The sequence below is a fragment of the Asanoa ishikariensis genome (assembly GCF_900107455.1).
Lineage (GTDB): Bacteria > Actinomycetota > Actinomycetes > Mycobacteriales > Micromonosporaceae > Asanoa > Asanoa ishikariensis.
On record NZ_FNQB01000001.1, the window covers coordinates 2345238 to 2362073 of the forward strand.

The following is a 16836-nucleotide window of genomic DNA, read 5'->3' on the forward strand; positions in this document are numbered from 1 at the left end:
CGACGAGTCAGGCCCTTAGATCGAAAGCGTCCTGTGGAGGACAGAGATGAGGGTTTCTGGTGGATCGACGAAGATTACGGACCCTGCCCGCCGCGATCGCTGTTGTCCTGCTCGCCGCTCCGGCCCTGAGTGCGGCCTCCGCCTCGGCGACCGGCACGTCCCGCATCCCCAAGCCGGAGTCGGTGATCGGCTGGACGCCGTGCACCGACTACAAGCTGGCCACCTACGAGCAGATCGCCGACTACTACCGCAAGCTCGACGCGGCCAGCGACCGCATGAAGCTGATGGAGATCGGCAAGACCTCCGAGGGACGGCCGCAGCTCATGGCCGTCGTCTCCTCCGAGGAGAACCTCAAGGACAAGAACCTCAAGCGGTACAAGGACATCTCCGTGCGCCTGTCGCAGGGCGACAAGCTCTCCGACTCGGTCGCGCGCGGACTGGCCAAAGAGGGCAAGACCATCGCGTGGGTCGACTTTGGCATCCACTCCACCGAGGTGGCCGGACACCAGACCGCACCGCAGTTCGCCTACGACCTGGTGACCAGCGAGACGACGGAAGCTCGTGAGGTGCGCGACAACGTCGTCACGCTGCTCGTGCCGAACGTCAACCCGGACGGCGGCACGAAGGTCGCCAACTGGTACCGGCAGAACCTCGGCGGGGCCTACCAGGACGCCGGATACCCAGAGCTGTACCAGAAGTACGCGGGGCACGACAACAACCGCGACTGGTACATGTTCAACCTCCAGGAGACCCAGAACGTCGGCCGGCAGCTCTTCCACGAGTGGCTGCCGCAGATGATGCACAACGTCCACCAGACGGCGGTCTTCCCCGGTCGGATCAGCATCCCGCCGTACGAGGACCCGATGAACCCCAACATCAACCCGCAGGTGGTACGCGGCGTCAACCTCATCGGTGAGGCGATGGGACAGCGGCTCGACCGCGAGGGCAAGGTCGGCGCGCTGGCCCGCCAGTCGTACGACATCTGGTGGAACGGTGGCGCCAGGACGGCGCCGTACTACCACAACCAGATCGGCATCCTGACCGAGACGGCGCACGCGTCGGCGACCCCGCGGGTGTACGACCCGAAGGACTTCCCGGCCACGTTCGCCGACGGCACGTCGACCACCCAGCCGTCGGTGTTCTACCCGAGCCCGTGGAAGGGCGGCGAGTGGCACCTGTCGCAGAGCTGCGCGTACATCGTGTCGGCGTCGTGGGCGATGCTCCGGCAGGCCAGCGACGACCGCGAGGGCTGGCTGTACGGCGCGTACCAGATGGCCCGCGACGGGGCGCGCGACGGTGGCAACACCACCTACGTGATCCCCGCGGACCAGGCCGACTTCCCAACCGCCACCAAGCTGGTCGACAAGCTGCGGTGGAACAACATCCAGGTCGAGCGGGCTGTCCAGTCGTTCACGGTCGGCTCGCGCACGTACCCGGCGGGCAGTTATGTGGTCCGTGAGGCCCAGCCGTACCGGGCGGCCGTGCTCGACCTGCTCAACGCGCAGGTGTACCCGGACCGGCGGCTCTACCCCGGTGGGCCGCTCGAACCGCCGTACGACATCACGGGTTACACGCTGTCGTTCCAGATGGGTGTCACGGTCGACAAGCTCGACCAGGCAGTCCGGGCTCGCACGGCTTCGGTCGACTGGCCGAAGGTTCCGGAGGGTACGGTCGCCGGCGCGCCCCGGCACTCGTACGCCCTGGACCCGCGGGTCAACGACAGTGCCACCGCCGTCAACGCGCTGCTCGCCGCCGGTGAGCAGGTCTGGCGCGCGGGTGGCGAGGTCACGACCCGGACGGGCAAGCTGCCGGCCGGCGCGTTCCTCGTCAAGGCGGGCGCTTCCACCGGCGGCCGGGTGACCGGGCTCGCCAAGCAACTGGGCCTGTCGATCGCGGCGGTGGATACGGCACCGACCGGTCTTGCGGCTTTGAAGGCGCCCCGGATCGGCCTCTACGACGGTTTCAACAACTACGACGAGGGCTGGACCCGGTACGTGCTCGACCAGTTCAAGTTCGGCTACCAGAAGCTGACGAACACGGCCGTGCGCGCGGGCGACCTCCGGTCCAGTTTCGACACCATCGTGCTGCCGGACGCGACGTACAACTCGATGCGCAACGGCCGGGCGGCGGGCTCACTGCCGGACTCTTACACCGGGGGCATGACCCCCGCCGGAGTGGCCAACCTGAAGGCCTTCGTGGAGGCGGGCGGCACGATCGTCACCCTGAACCGGGCTGCTCAGTTGCCGATCCAGGCGTTCGGGGTGCCGGTGAAGGACGTCTCGGCGGGCGTCGAGGAGACCGAGTACAACATCCCGGGCTCGGTGCTGAACCTCGGCACCGACGCGAGCGACCCGGTCGCGGCCGGCTTCGCACCGGCAACGGCGGCGTTCGTCTCGGACAGCCCGATCTTCCAGGTCAACGAGGGCGCGTCGGGCGTCAGCGTCGCGGCGACCTGGCCGGAGACGAAGCTGCTCAAGAGCGGCTTCCTGCTCGGTGAGGACCTCATCGGCGGCCAACCGGCCGTGGTGACGTCCAAGGTGGGCAAGGGCGAGGTCGTGATGATCGGCTTCAAGGCACAGCACCGCGCCCAGTCACACGGCACGTACCGCTTCCTGTTCAACGCGATGTATCTCGGCGGTCAGGACTGACACCACCGAGGGGTCCGAGGCCGGTCGCCTCGGACCCCTCGGCCTTTCACGGCACGGGTAGGTCGACCCGCCGCCCCATTCCGAACTGTGGGGCCTCCTCGTCGGTGACCATCGCGAACGCACCGACCGGCACGCCGTCCAGCGTCGCCACCCGAGAGGCGACGGCGAGCAGCGCGGCCTCGCTCTCGCCGGTGATGAAGAAGATGTAGACATCGCCGTGCTCTTCGCCGTCGTCGTAGATCTCGACCGCGGCTCCGTCCTCCAGATCGGCCAGGAAGTCCTCGATCTGGTCGATCCACGGAAACAGATAGGCACCTTCCGGCAACGCAGGCGCCGGCGTGAGCGGCACGTGTATCTCAACGATGTTCGCCATGGCGACATGATCGGCCAGCCAACCCCTCCGCGCCCACCCGTGGGAGACAACAACCCAGCCAAGATCTCTCGGCCTTTCAGCCCGCGCGCTCCAGAGTGATGGCGCTGCGCGTGGGAGTGCTCTTCCACAGCGCCTGAAGCGCCGGGTCGTGGTGTAACTCCCGCTCCGCCTCGCTTAGCGCCGCATCCTGTTCCTGGCCCTGCGCGCTGAAGTCGAACCCGGTGTCCTGCGCGTGGAGTTGGTCGATCGCGGGCCCATCCGAGAAGACGAGCTCCAACGAGACCTGCCAGTACTCCGGTTGGTGGTCGCCGACGCCGAACTGTCGGGTGAACCCCAGGCTCGGCAGGTTGTCGTGCCAGCTGTATCGGCCCCACTGGATGATCCAGCCGTCCGAGTCGGCGTCTGGATCGGCCTCCAACCCGTCGACCGGGACCGCGAGAAACTCGCGGAACGCCTGCCACGCGGCCTCGACGTCGTCCACCCGGTCCGGATCGAGCCCGCGTCGCCGCAGCAGCTCGACCAGCTTCGCGGGCGAATCCCGCCACCAGACACCCACTGTCGTCCTCCCATCGCGACCCTTGGGTCAATACCTTGGCAGCCTGCGGCGTGAGCGGGCTAGACCCACGGAGCGGGTGGTCCGCGCGTCGACATGACGTGTTCATCCGGTCATCTTGTTCATGATCAAGAACCTTCTTGCCGTCCTGTTGGGCTGGGTGGGATCGCCGGGGACACCTTCTCGGCGTCGTGTCTGACCCTGGAAGGGGGCATCGTGGCCGTGGCGCATGTGGATCGGTCCGTGTCGAGGACGGTTATCGGTGTGCTGGGCGGTCCGTTGACGCGACGGCAGAACCCGGCCGGTGAGTCGACGCTCGGGGCTGTGGTCGCCGACGCGTTGCAGACCGGTGCGAAGCCGTTCGACCTCAACGTGGCAACGCTCGTCGACCTTGACGACCTGCACGCCGACCTCGGTAAGAAGCACGGCGAGCTGATGGTCGGCGACGCGCTCGAGGCGCTCCCGATGAAGGTCGGCTCCAGTGTCTTGCGGCTCACCGGGGCCGAGCTCCACCAGGCGTTGGAGGCGCAGTTCGCCAAGCACGGCAACGTGATGCAGGTGTCCAGCCAGCTCGCGTACCAGTGGCGTTCGAAGCCCGTGGTGGGTCTGCACGTCGACCCGACCACCATCACCATCGGCGGCAAGGTCGTCGACCCCGTCGCCAGCTATGTGATCGCCGTCAGCGACGGGCTGCGCGACCGGGCCGACAAGCACGGGAAGGTCCGCAAGGGCAGCAACCCGGTCATCGCGGCCGCGCCGTTGATCGTCAAGGGCGTCACCGGTGTCGGCGGCGCGCACCCCGGGCCGCTCTTCGACAACCTGGCCGCCTACCTGGCGACCCGCAACCCGCTGGCCGTACCCGTGCTGGGCCGCATCACCCTCGTTTCGCGCTGAGCGCGTGCATCCAGGCAAGAAGGACAAAGACCATGTGCGAAACGCACGATGAAAGCCCCGCGCTCAGCCGTCGTACGCTGCTCGTCGGCAGCGGTGCCGCGGTGGCCGCCACGGCCCTCGGGCCGATGGTGCCGGCGTACGCCCACGAGCGCCGGCACGTCCTCTCGGACGTCCACATCAGCGACCTCTACCCGGTCGCCATGTCGGACATGCGCGACTCGCTGGCCGACCTCGACGACGCGGCCCCGAAGGCGGACGCGCTCGTCATCATCGGTGACCTGACCGAGCTCGGGAAGCAGCACCACTATCCGCTGCTCGACCTGACGCTCAAGACCAGCGTCCGCCCGCCGCGCACGTATCTAGCGATCGGCAACCACGAGTACCACGCGAACGAGCCGGTCGACGTGATGCGCCAGCGGTTCCTGGACTACGCCGGTCGCGACAGCGTGTACTACGCGACGAGCCTTGCCGGGATTCCGTTCGTCTTCCTCGGTTCGGAAGGCATTCCGACCGGCGAGACCAGCGGCGGCGCGGTGACCGCGCTGCTCAGTGACGCGCAGCTCGACTGGTTCGAGCAGACGCTCAAGACGGTGGCCCGCAAGGACCGGCCGACGTTCGTCTTCCTGCACCAGCCGCCGGAGATCACCACGCAGCGCGACCGACTCGCGCGGATCCTGGCGAGCGCGCCGAACGTGGTGTTCTTCTACGGTCACCTGCACACGGACCTCAACTGGTTCGCCGCCGGCCCGGACCCGTCGCTGCTGGGCAACGACGAGGGATATTGGCGAGTGCAGGCGCCGGCCACCACCTACATCAACCAGAAGACGCGCAACGCCAACGGCACCGTCAGCACCCTCTTCCAGGCCGATTGGAAGCAGGGCCTGGTGGTGGACGTCTACGACGACTCCGTGGTGATCCGGGGCCGCGACACGTACCAGCGGCAATGGATCGAGACCTTCCAGGTGGCCATCCCGGTGGCCAAGCGCTGAAAGCTCAGGCCGTTCCCGTGCCCGGCTTGGCCCGTCGGGCACGGGAACGCCGGAGCCGCTCTTCGAGGGTCGCGCGCAGGTCGTCGGGCAGCCCGTCGACCTCGAGAAGCTCGGGCAGCAGTTCCGGCTCGGTCAGGTAGGCCCGGAACGCCCGCGCGATCGTCACACCGTGCGCCGGGCGGTCCTCCACGGTCACCGGATCGCCGGCCCACACCGCGCCGGGCTCCAGCACCCGCAGGTACGCGCCGGGTCGGATCGCCCTGGCGAAGGTCTTCACCCAGCGCGGCTCGCCCATCTTGTGCTGGAACGTGGCGCACGGGATGCGGCCGAACGTCGGCTGGAGAACCAGCTCCGGGCCGATCCGCCACCGCTCGCCGATGACCGCGCCGTTGACGTCGATCCCTTCGGTCGTCAGGTTCTCGCCGAAGAGCCCGTTGGCCAGCCGGCGACTGAGCCGGGCCTGCCACCAGTCGTAGTCTTCCCGCGCGTACGCGTACACCGCCTGGTCGTCGCCGCCGTGGTTCTCGATGTCGAAGATCTGGTCACCGACCAGGCCGCTGTGCAGCCCGGTCGTCTTGGGCCCGGGAGCGCGGACGGCCACCAGGTGGTCGACCGGCCGCTTGTTGATGCCCGTGATGCCGACGCCCTTGGCCGGGTTGGGCTCAGGCACAGCCAGGTTGACCGAAAGAATCCCACCCACGCCGGCAACGTAACCGCCCCGGGCCGTCGTACGCGCGCGATTTATCTCGGCAGTCCGTACGTCGCGATGTACCAGAGGGCGCTGCTGGCGATGGCGCCGACCACGGTGGCCAGGAGCAGGCCGGCGACCGCCGGCAGTGCCCAGCCGGGCAGCCGTCTGCTGTGGAGCACGAGGACCTTGGCCACGAACGCGCCGTAGAACATGGTGCCGAGGATGCCGTGTGTGAGGACACGGGCGTCGTACGTCTGGAACCCCAACGCCCAGAGGCACGCCGCCGCCACCGGCAGGCTCACCAGGAACGCCAGAAAGCCGCTGGTGCGGTGCACCGGTCCCAGCCAGGGCCGGGGGCGCAGGCCGAGCTTGCCGTACATCCACAACGCGGTGCAGAGCTGGACGGCGGCCAGCAGGAGGACTCCCAGGCTGAACCAGACCTTCATCGCGTAGATCGACGGGAACGGCCGCTGCCACGGAACCTCGCCGGCGGGCTCGTGCACGCTGCCGAACACCCCGAGCGCGACCGAGACCGCGGCGCCGATCAAGAGCGGGACCAGGATGAGCCATGGCCTGGTACGCGGGGGAGCTGCTCGCTCGGACATCGCACTAGTATCCGCCCGAAGCCGGCAATAGCGTACGAACAGGGCTTTCATGGCGCTGGCCAGCCCGCGATTTGGTCACATTCTTGGATCGTCCATTAGTTGGACTACCGAGCTACGGTCTTTCGCGTGGACGATTCGATGACCTGGACGGCCGGCTTCCGCAGCGCGGTGATCAACCCGCACGACCAGCTTCAGTTCGGTGAGCCGCGCAGCTTCGCCGACCAGACCGTGAGCCAGGTGTTGCGCCTGGCCGGTGGTGGAGACGCCTCCGCGTACGCCTGACGAACCGCTACGGACTCGCGGCTTTCCGACGGGGCCGAGTCGGTGGAGGCCAGGTACGTCATCTCCGGCGTCGACGTCCCGGCCCCGCCCGTCACCATGATCGGTGCGGCCTTCGGTGACTCGTGGTTCGAAGGGGTCGGCACGACGCCCGGCGCGAACCACCGCTCCGTCGACTTCCTCAACCGACGACTCCAGAACGGCTGGGTCGTCAACCTCGGCATCGCCGGCAACCGCCTCCTGCGCGACGGCGTCGGCGAACACGCACTCGCGCGGTTCGACCGCGAGGTTCTTCCGATACCCGCGCTGACCCACGTGCTGGTCAACCTCGGCATCAACGACCTGGTCCTGCCCCGCATGCTCGGGGGACCGCCCGCGACCGCCGGTGACCTGATCGCCGGCTTCACCGCGCTGGCCGGCAAGGCCCACCGGGCCGGCCTGAAGATCGTCGTGGCCACCGTCGGCCCCTTCGCCGGCGCGGGCCCCGAGGTGCATGTTCTGGAAGCCCGCCGAGAGGTCAACGACTGGATCCGTGCCACTGGGGTCTTCGACGGTGTCTTCGATGTGGCCGCGGCGGTCGCGGACCCGCGCTCACCCGACCACATCAGGCGCGCCCTCGACGCCGGCGACGGCATGCACCTCAACGACACGGGCGCCAAGGCCATGGCCGACGCGGTCGACCTGCGCGACCTGACGCTCTGAGGCTGTTCCCGTCAGCCGGTGCCGGCCGCCCGCGACAGCAACGCGCGGCGGCTGCGGGTGCCGGTCTTGTCGAAGATGGACTTCAGGTGGTCCTGGACGGTGTTCTCACTGAGGAACATCCGGGCGGCGATGGTACGGGTGTCCGCGCCGGTCGTCAGGTGCCGCAACAGCTCGGACTCCCGCGCGGCGAGCCCGCAGGCGCGGGCGAACATCGTGGAACGATCCGGCAACGAGCTGTCCTCGAGCGTGACCGCGATCTGGTCGAAGGTCGGTCCGAGGCGGGCCGCGCGCAAGGTCAGCCAACGACCGCCGGCCAGATGCGTGCGGGCCAGCGGCGGCTGCTCGTCGACACCGTTCTCGACGGCGACAAGCTGAGCGGCGACGTTGTAGGCGGCGGCCGGAACCGGTTCGGTGTCCGTGTCCGGCAACAGCCGGGCCAGGTAGTCGACCGTCCGCGGGGTCTGGCCCACCACCCGCAACCCGGCGTCGAGCAGCAACATCACGGGGCCGGGTTCGAGCGTCCCGCCCGTGCCCTCGGTCTCGAAGCAGCCGGCGACGCACCTGCGCAGATGCGGGGTGAGCAACGCCGCGACGTCGTCGAGGAACGCCAGCTCGTCGTCGGCGAACGTGCCGCCGAGCCGCCACAGGTCCAGAAAGGCCCAGCACCCGTACCGGTCCCGGAACACCACCGAGGCGACGTCCGTGACGCCATGGGCGTGCAGCAGTTCGCGCCACACGAGGCTCGCGGCGGGCGTGTCGAGGCGGGCGGCTCTGGACAGGGTGGTCCACCGGTTGACCGGGGTCAGGTACTTGAGCCGAATGAGCCGGGGCAGTTCAGGCATGAGCGCCGGTGGCACCGAGGCCAGCGGTGCCACCCCGACCGACGTCTCGGGATCGGTCAGCAGCCAGACACAGGCGTCGAAGGGCACCGACCGACCGAGCTCGTCGAGCGCGGCCGCACGCAACGCACGCGACTCGGTCGCGGCGCTGGCGATTCGCCCCAACCGCGCGAGAGCCGGCGCATGACGCACGGAACAACGGTAACCACCCAGATATCTGGGATAGGGCGGCCGACACGGCAGAAATAGCGTCAGGACATGCCAACGCTACGCATCGAACATCCGATCACGGACTACCAGACCTGGCGAGGCGCGTTCGACTCGTTCGCCCCGGCCCGCGAAAAGGCGGGCGTCCAACAGCACCGCATCCTGCTCCCGGTCGACGACCAGCAGTACGTCACGGTCGACCTCGACTTCGCCACGATCGAGGCGGCCCAGCGATTTCGCGCGTTCCTCGAGACGACCGTCTGGTCCGATCCGGACCGCGCACCCGCCCTGGCCGGCACGCCCCGCACCCGAATTCTCACCCCGCCTGACAGCGACCGATGACGCTCGGTCATCGCAGTCGTTCATTGCCGTCTTCGCCGGTGACTATCACTTCTCGGCCGTGCACGGCGATCTGCCCGTCTGGGTGAACCCACACCTGTGGTCGCGACCGGGACGCGGTCGGACGAGGCATGCCGTCCCGGCGCACCAGAACGGCTAGGTCCACGCGCGTTTCGTGGCGCCGCGGAAGCGTCGCACCTCCTGCGGCCAGCCGCAGGCCGTTGCGATCTTGCCCGCCCACAGCCGCGCGTTCTCCTCGTCGGGGACGTCCACGACCGCGAAGCCGCCAAGGTGTTCCTTGGACTCGACGAACGGGCCGTCGGTGAACAGTGGCGTGCCGCTGGACGCGTCGACGCTGAACACCGGAGCGGCGTCGTCCAGGCCGCCGGTCACGACGAGGACCCCCGCGTCCTTCATCTCCTCGACCAGCACCTGGACCGTCCTGGCCTTCTCCTGTAGCTCCTCGTCCGTGTAGTGCGGCACCCACTCGTCGTTGAAAGCGATGAGGTACTCAGGCATGTCTCCTCTTTCCCGCCGGGGTGGCCTCTCTACCGCCACCCTTCACCCTCTCCACGAACAGCGGGAGCCGGATCGGACAGCACGTCGGGATTTCCGTCCGGGGAGTCCGTCGCGCGCGGCAGGGTCAGTCGCTACCGTGTCCGACGTGACGGCCCAAACCACCGACGGGCACCACCATCCGGCTGCGCCCGGCGGCCCGACCGACCCGCCGCCCGAGAAGCCTCGGCGGCTCTTCGGTGACCGCATCGGGTCGGTTGAAGTGCTTACCGCCGTTCTCGTGCTGTTGGTCGTGTTCCGTGGCCCCGTGTCGTCCGCCATCTCCAGCCCGCGGTTGCAGACCTGGACCACCGTGTTCGTCTCGGTGATGGTGCAGGCCGTGCCGTTTCTGGTGTTCGGCGTCGTCCTCTCCGCGGTGATCGCCGTCTTCGTGCCGCCCTCGTTCTGGGCCAAGGCCCTCCCGAAGCATCCCGCGCTGGCCGTGCCCGTCGCGTCCGTGGCCGGCGTGGTGCTGCCCGGCTGCGAGTGTGGGTCCGTGCCGATCGCCGGGTCGTTGATCCGGCGCGGTGTCACGCCCGCCGCCGCGCTCGCGTTCCTGCTCGCCGCCCCGGCGATCAACCCGATCGTGCTGACCGCCACGGCCGTCGCGTTTCCGAACAACCCCGAGATGGTCGTCGGTCGCGGCGTCGCGAGCCTGATCGTCGCGATGCTCATGGGCTGGCTCTGGTTGCGCCTCGGCAAGGCCGAGTGGATCCGGTTGCCGCACCGTCACGACGAGGGTGTCGGCAAGTTGATCGCGTTCTGGGCCGCGGTGCGGCACGACGTGATCCACGCGGGTGGCTTCCTGGTCGTCGGTGCCATGGCCGCCGCCACGATCAACGTGGTGGTGCCCGAGCGGTGGCTGCTCACGCTCGCCGACAACCCGGTGCTGTCCGTGCTCGCGCTGGCGGTCCTGGCCGTCGTCCTGTCGATCTGCTCGGAAGCCGACGCCTTCGTCGCCGCGTCCCTGTCGCAGTTCTCGCTGACCTCGCGGCTGGTGTTCCTGGTGGTCGGCCCGATGGTCGACCTGAAGCTGATCTCCATGCAGACAGGCGTGTTCGGCCGGCGGTTCGCGACCCGGTTCTCGCCGGCCACGTTCGCGGTCGCGGTGCTCGTCGCGGTCGGAGTGGGAGTGGTGGTGCTGTGAACCGGCAAGCGCAAGGCGTCGTGCTGCTGCTCCTCGGTGGGGCGGTGCTCAAGGCCAGCCTGACCGACGTCTACCTGCGGTACGTCAAGGAGGGCCTCCAGCCCTTCCTGATCGCCGCCGGTGCGGTGCTGGTCGTGGCCGCGGTCGTGACCCTCGCCCACGACCTGCGGCAACAACTCCGGGGCACCAAGAACGAGAAAGACAGCCACGACCACAGCGGCCACGGCCCGACCGTCGGTTGGCTGCTCGTACTCCCCGTCATCGGCCTGCTGCTCGTCGCACCTCCGGCGCTGGGCTCGTTCGCCGCCGGCCAGTCCGGCACCGCGCTGTCGAGCCAGGCGATCTCCGACTACCCGCCCCTGCCACCGGGCGACCCAGCCAAGATCAGCGTTCTGGAGTACGCGTCCCGCGCGATCTACGACAACGGGACCTCGATCGGCGATCGTACGGTGCAGATGTCGGGATTCGTCTCGCCCGGTGTCGCCGGTGAGCTCCTGCTCACGCGCATGATCCTGTCGTGCTGCGCGGCCGACGGCCGGCCGATCAAGCTCGGCATGACCGGTGGCGCACCCGTCGACCTGCCGGCCGACACCTGGATCGAGGTCACCGGCAAATACAGCAGCAAGGCCGGCACCGACCCCGTCAACGGCGAGCAGATCCCTTACATCGACGTGCAGACGTGGGTACGGATCGAGCCGCCCCGCAACCAGTACCAGTGACTACGTCAACGTCCGCAGGTCCATGGCCGTCCACGACAGCCGGTCCTCGAAACCGCTGGACCACCAGAGGAACCCGCCGCGGCACAGCACGCTGACCGCGTCGGAGGCGACCGTCACGGTCGTACCCCGGGAGACGTCGTAGATCAGCAATGGACGTCCCTGGAAGGTCGAAGCGGCCGGGTCGAGCGCGGTCAGCACCTCGAAACGGTCGAGGACCGCGACGTCGGTCAAGGGAAAGCCCACGTCGGGTCCGGCGATCCGTCGGCGTTGCGTGCCGTCGACCCGCACCAGGTCGACCCGGCCGGCGCCGGCGTCGTCGTCCAGGATGATCGACCGGCACCAGGTGGCTCCGCAGGACGGGAAGTCCGCCATGCCCGCGACGAACTCCCTGGTCTGGTTGCTCACGCGGTCCAGCAGCCGCACCCGGCCGCCCGCGACCGCGTCCATGCTGTCGACCAGCCACGGCCAACCGACGGGAGACCAGGTCCCGGGGACCGTCCTGGCGCGCGGGTCGCCGCCGTCGAGGACGACCGAGCGCAACTCCGTCGACGGGTCCGCGCCGTCTCCGTACACCGTCCAATGCAGACGCCCGTCCGAGATGGCCAACTCGTGCGCCGAGTCGGTCTGCCGCACGTCGCCGGCATCCGCCACGATGCGGCGCGTGGCGCCGCCCGCGTCGGTGCCGATGACCCACATCGACGTCGTGCGCCGGCCGACCGCGTCCTCCGCCGACTCCGCCCAGGCCACCCACCCCTGACCGGAGACGAAGCCGAAGAACTGCGGAGCGGACTCGGCCGGCAGCCGCCGCAGCTCGCGGGCCGGCTCGGCACCGCGCACCACCACCAGCCGCACCACCAGGCCGTCGGCGGTGACCGCTTGGCCGATGGAGGTGCCGGCATCCACGAAAAAACCGGGGGTGTACGTGTCGCCGTCCGCCAGCGAGCCCGACACCGAGCCGCGGACCGCCTGCGGCCAGACCGAGCCGACACCAGCCGGAACGGGGGTAGTGGGATCACGCACGTCGTCGGGGGAGAGCGACAACAGCCAGACCACCGCGACGAGTGCGGCGAACAAACCGGTCCAGCGCACCTGAGCCGGCCGGGCCGTCGCCGGCCTGCCATCGACCACGCCGTCTCTCCCGCCCGTCGACGAACCAGCCCGGAGACTATCCGCCTGCCCGGGTCGCGCGTGCGCGACAGCGGCTGGATCACCCGTGCGGTGCGGCCGCCGCTACGGTTGCTCGCGTGAACGAAGCGCGAGACCCGGCGCGACGGCCTCGGCCGCCGGCTCGCAGCGTGCTTGCCCTGGTCGCCGCGCTGGCCGCAACCGGGCTGCTGGTCGCGCAGACTCCGGAAGGAGCCCGCAGACCGCCACCACCGCCGCCGGCGGCCGCGACCGTCTGGCCGCAGGCCAAGCGCGCGGACGTGCCAGGCACGCTGGCCGACGGCGTTCCGTACAACCCGGCCTATTTCCTGGACGAGCAGAGCTCGGCCGGCACCGCTGTCGACCCCGACGGCGAGGCGGTGCGGCTGGTCCTGCGCGCGGCCGACGGCACGATGCGTGTGCTCCGCCGACTCCCGACCGCGGTCGGCCCACGGTTCACGGCATTCACCCGCGTCGGCGACCGGCTCGTGGGGGCGGAGCAGGTCACCGGCCGTGACGGCATCGCCCGGACCACGCTGTGGCGGGCGGACCTGTCCGGCGGGGCACCGCGGAAGATCACCGACGACACCGGTTGGATGACGTTCGCCGGCTCCGACTCCGACCTCGTCGTCAACGCCGGCCGCCTCTACTGGACGGCGCTGGCATCGGGCAACCAACAGTCGACGGAGGTACGGTCGGTGCCGGTCGAGGGCGGACCGGTCCAGGTGCGCACCGAGCCGGGCGAGTGGACCCTGGCCGGCTGGCCGTGGCTGGTGAGCCCGAGCAGCCGGAGCCGGGCCGAGCTGCGCAACCTCGACACCGGACGGGTGATCGACGTGGACGCGGCCCGTGACCGCCTGAGCCAGTGCGGGTCGTCCTGGTGTCGCGTGTACGTGCTGTCCGCCGACGGCCCGGCCCGCACCGACCTGATGCGGCCTGACGGGTCGGAGCGCCTGCGGGTGGCCGACGACGGCGCGACCGCCTCGATCGTCGACGTGGTGCCGCTGGACCGGTTCGAGGTGCTCGCGAAGGACTCGAGCGCGCTCGGCGCCGCGATCGGGGGACAGGAGCTGCTCGTGTACGACCTCGAGACCAGGCGGTCGATCCTGGTCGCCGAGGCCGCGACGAGCGTGTCCTATCGAGCCGGTGTGCTGTGGTGGTCCACCAACGCCCTCGGGCGCCTTTCCTGGCACACGCTCGACCTGCGTACCGTGTGAGCCCGCATCACCCGACGGCGGTGCCTTCCAGCTCGACCATCAGGTCGGGGACCGCCAGCCGGGTCACGCCGAGCATCGTGGTGGCCGGTGCCACCCCGGCCGCGCCCAACCGCGCCGCCAGCACGCCGTAGTGCTGGAACAGCAGGTCGACATCGGTGGTGTAGACGTTGAGCCGGACGAGGTTCGCGAGGGCCATGTCGGCCTCGGCGAGCACGGCTTCGAGGTTGTCGAGGCTCAGCGCCACCTGCGCCGCCATGTCACCGACGTGCGTAGGCTTGCCGTCGCCGCTGGTCGCCGTCTGGCCGGCGCAGTAGAGGGTCCGGGTGTGCCCGGAGACGAGCTCACCCTGGTTGAATCCGAGCGCCGCCGACCAGGTCCACGGGTTGACGGCCGTTCGCTGCGTTGTCATGCCGGGAGCCTGGCAGCCGAATCACGACATCCTGTGTCACGTATTCCCTGGCATGATTTTCGGTATGCGGGCCGACCGGTTGGTCTCGCTGGTGCTGTTGCTGCGCCAGCGCGGCCGGCTGTCCGCCGCGACACTGGCCGGCGAGCTCGAGGTGTCCACCCGCACCGTGCTGCGCGACATCGAGGCGCTGTCCGCGGCCGGCGTCCCGGTCTATGCCGAGCGCGGCAGGCAAGGCGGGTTCGCGCTGCTGCCCGGCTTCCAGACCGAGCTCACCGGACTCAACCATGACGAGGCGCTGGCCCTGCTGGTCGCCGGATCGCGGCGCGGCGCACAGGCGTTCGGACTCGGCTCAGCGCTGGCCTCGGCCATGCTCAAGGTGGTCGACGCGCTGCCGGAGGGCCATCGGGACACCGCGGCGGGCGCGGTCGAGCGATTGCTCATCGACCCGGAGACCGACCTGCTCTCGCGCCGGTCGGTCGCCGACGAGGTGCCTGAGCCCATCGTGGCGGAGGTCCGGCGCGCGGTGCTCGCCGGCCACAAGCTGCGTATCCACTACGCGGCCGCGGGCCGGACCGCGAACTGGCGCACGGTGGACCCGATCGGCCTGGTCACGGTGCGCGAGCAGGGCTACCTGCTGGCCCGCCGGTCCGGCGCGGACCGCACGTACCGGCTGTCGCGGATCCTGGCCGCCGAGGAGCTCGCCGAACCCGCCGAGCGGCCGGACGAGGTCGATCTGGACCGGGCCTGGCAGGAACGCAGCGAGCGCTTCCGCACCGGCGGTGACCAGGTCACGGTGCTGGTGCTGCTGAACGCGGCGCGGCGAGAGGACCTGGTCGGCACCGCACTGGCCGTGCGCAGCGAGGAGACCGACCCGGACGGCCGGCTGCGGCTGGAGGTGACCTTCCAGGACCCGAGACACGCCGAATGGGCCTTGTGGCAACTGGCCGCGAGCGCGGAAGCCCTTGCCCCGCAATGGTTGCGCGACGCCCTGCACCACCGCGCCGCCGCGATCGCCGCCCGCTATGCGACGCGGCCATGAACGCGACGCCGACGATGCTCGTGCTGTTGTCGGTGTGTTGCGCCCAGGTCGGCGGGGCTCTCGCGCGCACCTTGTTCGACGATCTCGGCCCGCCCGGCGTACTCCTGCTGCGCCTGTCGATCGCGGCCTTGATCTTCGCTGTCGCCACCCGTCCCCGGTTGCGGTCCTGGTCGGCGGAGGCGTGGCGGGCCGTGGCCCTGCTCGGCGCGTTCTCCGCCGGCCTCAACATGCTGACCTACCTGGCCTTGAGCAGCGCGCCGCAGGGCGTGGTCGTCACCGCGTCGTTCGTCGGTCCGTTGCTGCTGTCGCTGGTGCAGACCCGGCGTCCGGCCGATCTGCTCTGGGCGCTGATGGCCGGCACCGGCGTCGTGCTGCTCGGCCTCCGCACCCAGGTCGAGATCCCGCTGACGGGACTGCTGCTGGCGCTGGCGGCTGGTGCGTGCGGCGCCGGATACATCATGTTCAGCGCCCGCGTCGGCAGTGTCGTACCCGGCCTGAGCGGCCTGGCGGTCTCGTTCGCCGTCGGTGCGGTGCTGGTGCTGCCGTTCGGCTGGGCGGACGCCGGCGAGGTGGTCGGCCACCCGGCGCTGGTTCCCGGCGTGGTCGCGGTCGCCGTGCTGTCGTCGGTCGTGCCCTACGCACTCGAACTGATCGCCCTGCGTCGCCTGCCGACCCGCGTCTTCGGCGTGCTGATGAGCCTGCAACCGGCGGCCGCCGCGATCGCCGGCCTGCTCATCCTGGACCAGCACCTCGGAATGGTCCCGATCGCCGCGTTGGTCCTGGTTTCGGCGGCCAGCGTCGGCGTCACGCGGCGTGTTGCTGACCAAACAGAGTGAAAAGCCACCTGGATATCCGCCACCTGGCGTATGTCTCGGTGGCCACCCACCGACATGGGCGGATACCGCCCTTCGCCGCGCCCTCCCAATGTCAGCGAGCTGTCCGTTATCTCGTCCGGCCGGAACGGTGAGGCTCACTACGAGCGCCGGGCCGTGTCGAAACGGCGCCCACGGCGGAGAGGGTGACCCGATGAGCAGCCTCGGACGGGGCGACGAGCACTTCCACTACAGCGACGGCTCACACCGTTGGATCGCACCAGCCCACCTCGAGCAGAGCGTCTGGGAGGCCGGGATGCGCGCCCACCTGGGCCGCCACCTGCTCACCATGGGCGGCCGGGAAGAGATCGACCCCATCGACCTACCGCAGGCGTACGTTCCCCGCCAGCGCCGTGCCGGAGAGGACCACCACGTAAAGGCCTAGTCCCGTCTCCGCACGTCGGCCCACCAGGCCAGGCGTTCGGAGTCCACGAGCATGACCCCGGCCGACATCGCCGCCTCGCGCACCGGTGCGGACACCGCTCCGGCGGTGACCAGGACCGTCACGTCCCCGCGCCGCAGGTAGCGGGCCGCGTCGGTGAGGCGGCACACGTCGGCGGCTGCCATCACTTTCGCTAGCCCACAATCAGCGCAGCCGGCCGACGCTACTGTTGCT

At 69.9% G+C, this 16836-nt stretch carries 21 protein-coding genes; 12 read left to right on the plus strand and 9 right to left on the minus strand.

The features are described 5' to 3' along the window. The first annotated feature begins 59 nt into the window (after positions 1-59). Entirely contained in the window at positions 60-2648 is a 2589-nt protein-coding gene (locus BLV39_RS11000) for a M14 family metallopeptidase (RefSeq protein WP_090789867.1), read from the plus strand. Positions 2649-2694: 46 nt separating this feature from the next. Here the strand turns inward: BLV39_RS11000 and BLV39_RS11005 are convergent, their stop codons facing one another. Continuing rightward, positions 2695-3021, minus strand: coding sequence for a hypothetical protein (locus BLV39_RS11005; protein WP_090789869.1), 327 nt, complete (start codon positions 3019-3021; stop codon positions 2695-2697). A gap of 76 nt (positions 3022-3097) precedes the next feature. Further along, on the minus strand, positions 3098-3577 hold the full coding sequence (locus BLV39_RS11010; protein WP_090789871.1) for a hypothetical protein: 480 nt from the start codon (positions 3575-3577) through the stop codon (positions 3098-3100). A gap of 240 nt (positions 3578-3817) precedes the next feature. Here BLV39_RS11010 and BLV39_RS11015 point away from each other — a divergent pair, with 240 nt between their 5' ends. Together BLV39_RS11015 and BLV39_RS11020 are read left to right on the plus strand one after the other, a co-directional pair. After that, the gene (locus BLV39_RS11015) at positions 3818-4468 is read left to right on the plus strand and encodes a 5'-nucleotidase C-terminal domain-containing protein (protein ID WP_176984847.1); all 651 of its coding nucleotides are present in this window, start codon (positions 3818-3820) and stop codon (positions 4466-4468) included. A 32-nt stretch (positions 4469-4500) separates the two neighbouring features. Next, positions 4501-5457 carry a metallophosphoesterase gene (locus BLV39_RS11020; RefSeq protein ID WP_090789875.1) on the plus strand — a complete coding sequence of 319 codons (957 nt, stop codon included), beginning with the start codon at positions 4501-4503 and terminating at the stop codon, positions 5455-5457. A 4-nt stretch (positions 5458-5461) separates the two neighbouring features. Here the strand turns inward: BLV39_RS11020 and BLV39_RS11025 are convergent, their stop codons facing one another. Together BLV39_RS11025 and BLV39_RS11030 are read right to left on the minus strand one after the other, a co-directional pair. Then, complete coding sequence (locus tag BLV39_RS11025; protein WP_090789877.1) at positions 5462-6157, minus strand: MOSC domain-containing protein; 696 nt, start codon at positions 6155-6157, stop codon at positions 5462-5464. A 41-nt stretch (positions 6158-6198) separates the two neighbouring features. Continuing rightward, positions 6199-6753: a DUF6529 family protein gene (locus BLV39_RS11030; RefSeq protein WP_090789879.1), complete on the minus strand. Its 555-nt coding sequence runs from the start codon at positions 6751-6753 to the stop codon at positions 6199-6201. Positions 6754-6879: 126 nt separating this feature from the next. Between BLV39_RS11030 and BLV39_RS43605 the strand changes: the two genes are divergently transcribed. Together BLV39_RS43605 and BLV39_RS11035 are read left to right on the plus strand one after the other, a co-directional pair. Beyond that, entirely contained in the window at positions 6880-7035 is a 156-nt protein-coding gene (locus BLV39_RS43605; protein WP_204082926.1) for a hypothetical protein, read from the plus strand. Positions 7036-7077: 42 nt separating this feature from the next. Next, a complete protein-coding gene (locus BLV39_RS11035) occupies positions 7078-7734 on the plus strand; it encodes a GDSL-type esterase/lipase family protein (RefSeq protein WP_204082925.1) in 657 nt (218 codons plus the stop codon). Between the two features lie 11 nt (positions 7735-7745). Here the strand turns inward: BLV39_RS11035 and BLV39_RS11040 are convergent, their stop codons facing one another. After that, entirely contained in the window at positions 7746-8765 is a 1020-nt protein-coding gene (locus tag BLV39_RS11040; RefSeq protein ID WP_204082924.1) for a response regulator transcription factor, read from the minus strand. 66 nt (positions 8766-8831) lie between these two features. Between BLV39_RS11040 and BLV39_RS11045 the strand changes: the two genes are divergently transcribed. Further along, positions 8832-9122 carry a hypothetical protein gene (locus BLV39_RS11045; RefSeq protein ID WP_090789881.1) on the plus strand — a complete coding sequence of 97 codons (291 nt, stop codon included), beginning with the start codon at positions 8832-8834 and terminating at the stop codon, positions 9120-9122. A gap of 153 nt (positions 9123-9275) precedes the next feature. Here BLV39_RS11045 and BLV39_RS11050 read toward each other — a convergent pair whose 3' ends face one another. After that, positions 9276-9638 carry a YciI family protein gene (locus BLV39_RS11050; protein ID WP_090789883.1) on the minus strand — a complete coding sequence of 121 codons (363 nt, stop codon included), beginning with the start codon at positions 9636-9638 and terminating at the stop codon, positions 9276-9278. Between the two features lie 244 nt (positions 9639-9882). Here BLV39_RS11050 and BLV39_RS11055 point away from each other — a divergent pair, with 244 nt between their 5' ends. Together BLV39_RS11055 and BLV39_RS11060 are read left to right on the plus strand one after the other, a co-directional pair. After that, positions 9883-10821, plus strand: coding sequence for a permease (locus BLV39_RS11055; protein WP_239083967.1), 939 nt, complete (start codon positions 9883-9885; stop codon positions 10819-10821). Beyond that, a complete protein-coding gene (locus BLV39_RS11060; RefSeq protein WP_090789887.1) occupies positions 10818-11540 on the plus strand; it encodes a TIGR03943 family putative permease subunit in 723 nt (240 codons plus the stop codon). The genes BLV39_RS11055 and BLV39_RS11060 overlap by 4 nt, the downstream gene beginning before the upstream one ends. Here the strand turns inward: BLV39_RS11060 and BLV39_RS11065 are convergent, their stop codons facing one another. Further along, a complete protein-coding gene (locus BLV39_RS11065) occupies positions 11541-12668 on the minus strand; it encodes a hypothetical protein (protein WP_143049726.1) in 1128 nt (375 codons plus the stop codon). 116 nt (positions 12669-12784) lie between these two features. On the opposite strand from BLV39_RS11065, the gene BLV39_RS11070 reads away from it, so the two are divergent. After that, positions 12785-13900: a hypothetical protein gene (locus tag BLV39_RS11070; protein WP_143049727.1), complete on the plus strand. Its 1116-nt coding sequence runs from the start codon at positions 12785-12787 to the stop codon at positions 13898-13900. A 7-nt stretch (positions 13901-13907) separates the two neighbouring features. On the opposite strand, the gene BLV39_RS11075 is transcribed toward BLV39_RS11070, so the two are convergent. Beyond that, positions 13908-14309: a RidA family protein gene (locus BLV39_RS11075; protein ID WP_090789893.1), complete on the minus strand. Its 402-nt coding sequence runs from the start codon at positions 14307-14309 to the stop codon at positions 13908-13910. Positions 14310-14373: 64 nt separating this feature from the next. Between BLV39_RS11075 and BLV39_RS11080 the strand changes: the two genes are divergently transcribed. From BLV39_RS11080 to BLV39_RS11090, 3 genes are all read left to right on the plus strand, one after another. Further along, positions 14374-15348: a helix-turn-helix transcriptional regulator gene (locus BLV39_RS11080; protein WP_090789895.1), complete on the plus strand. Its 975-nt coding sequence runs from the start codon at positions 14374-14376 to the stop codon at positions 15346-15348. Next, positions 15345-16184 (plus strand): EamA family transporter, encoded by an 840-nt coding sequence (locus BLV39_RS11085; protein WP_239083953.1) that lies wholly within the window; start codon positions 15345-15347, stop codon positions 16182-16184. The genes BLV39_RS11080 and BLV39_RS11085 overlap by 4 nt, the downstream gene beginning before the upstream one ends. A gap of 190 nt (positions 16185-16374) precedes the next feature. Continuing rightward, the gene (locus BLV39_RS11090) at positions 16375-16605 is read left to right on the plus strand and encodes a hypothetical protein (protein ID WP_090789896.1); all 231 of its coding nucleotides are present in this window, start codon (positions 16375-16377) and stop codon (positions 16603-16605) included. On the opposite strand, the gene BLV39_RS11095 is transcribed toward BLV39_RS11090, so the two are convergent. Beyond that, positions 16602-16790, minus strand: coding sequence for a hypothetical protein (locus BLV39_RS11095; RefSeq protein WP_176984849.1), 189 nt, complete (start codon positions 16788-16790; stop codon positions 16602-16604). The genes BLV39_RS11090 and BLV39_RS11095 overlap by 4 nt on opposite strands. Positions 16791-16836: the final 46 nt, after the last annotated feature.

Coding starts and splice junctions, on each gene's coding strand:
- BLV39_RS11005 (WP_090789869.1), bottom strand. CDS start 3,021: ATGGCGAACATCGTTGAGATACACGTGCCGCTCACGCCGGCGCCTGCG.
- BLV39_RS11020 (WP_090789875.1), top strand. CDS start 4,501: ATGTGCGAAACGCACGATGAAAGCCCCGCGCTCAGCCGTCGTACGCTG.
- BLV39_RS11030 (WP_090789879.1), bottom strand. CDS start 6,753: ATGTCCGAGCGAGCAGCTCCCCCGCGTACCAGGCCATGGCTCATCCTG.
- BLV39_RS11045 (WP_090789881.1), top strand. CDS start 8,832: ATGCCAACGCTACGCATCGAACATCCGATCACGGACTACCAGACCTGG.
- BLV39_RS11050 (WP_090789883.1), bottom strand. CDS start 9,638: ATGCCTGAGTACCTCATCGCTTTCAACGACGAGTGGGTGCCGCACTAC.
- BLV39_RS11075 (WP_090789893.1), bottom strand. CDS start 14,309: ATGACAACGCAGCGAACGGCCGTCAACCCGTGGACCTGGTCGGCGGCG.
- BLV39_RS11080 (WP_090789895.1), top strand. CDS start 14,374: ATGCGGGCCGACCGGTTGGTCTCGCTGGTGCTGTTGCTGCGCCAGCGC.
- BLV39_RS11085 (WP_239083953.1), top strand. CDS start 15,345: ATGAACGCGACGCCGACGATGCTCGTGCTGTTGTCGGTGTGTTGCGCC.
- BLV39_RS11090 (WP_090789896.1), top strand. CDS start 16,375: ATGAGCAGCCTCGGACGGGGCGACGAGCACTTCCACTACAGCGACGGC.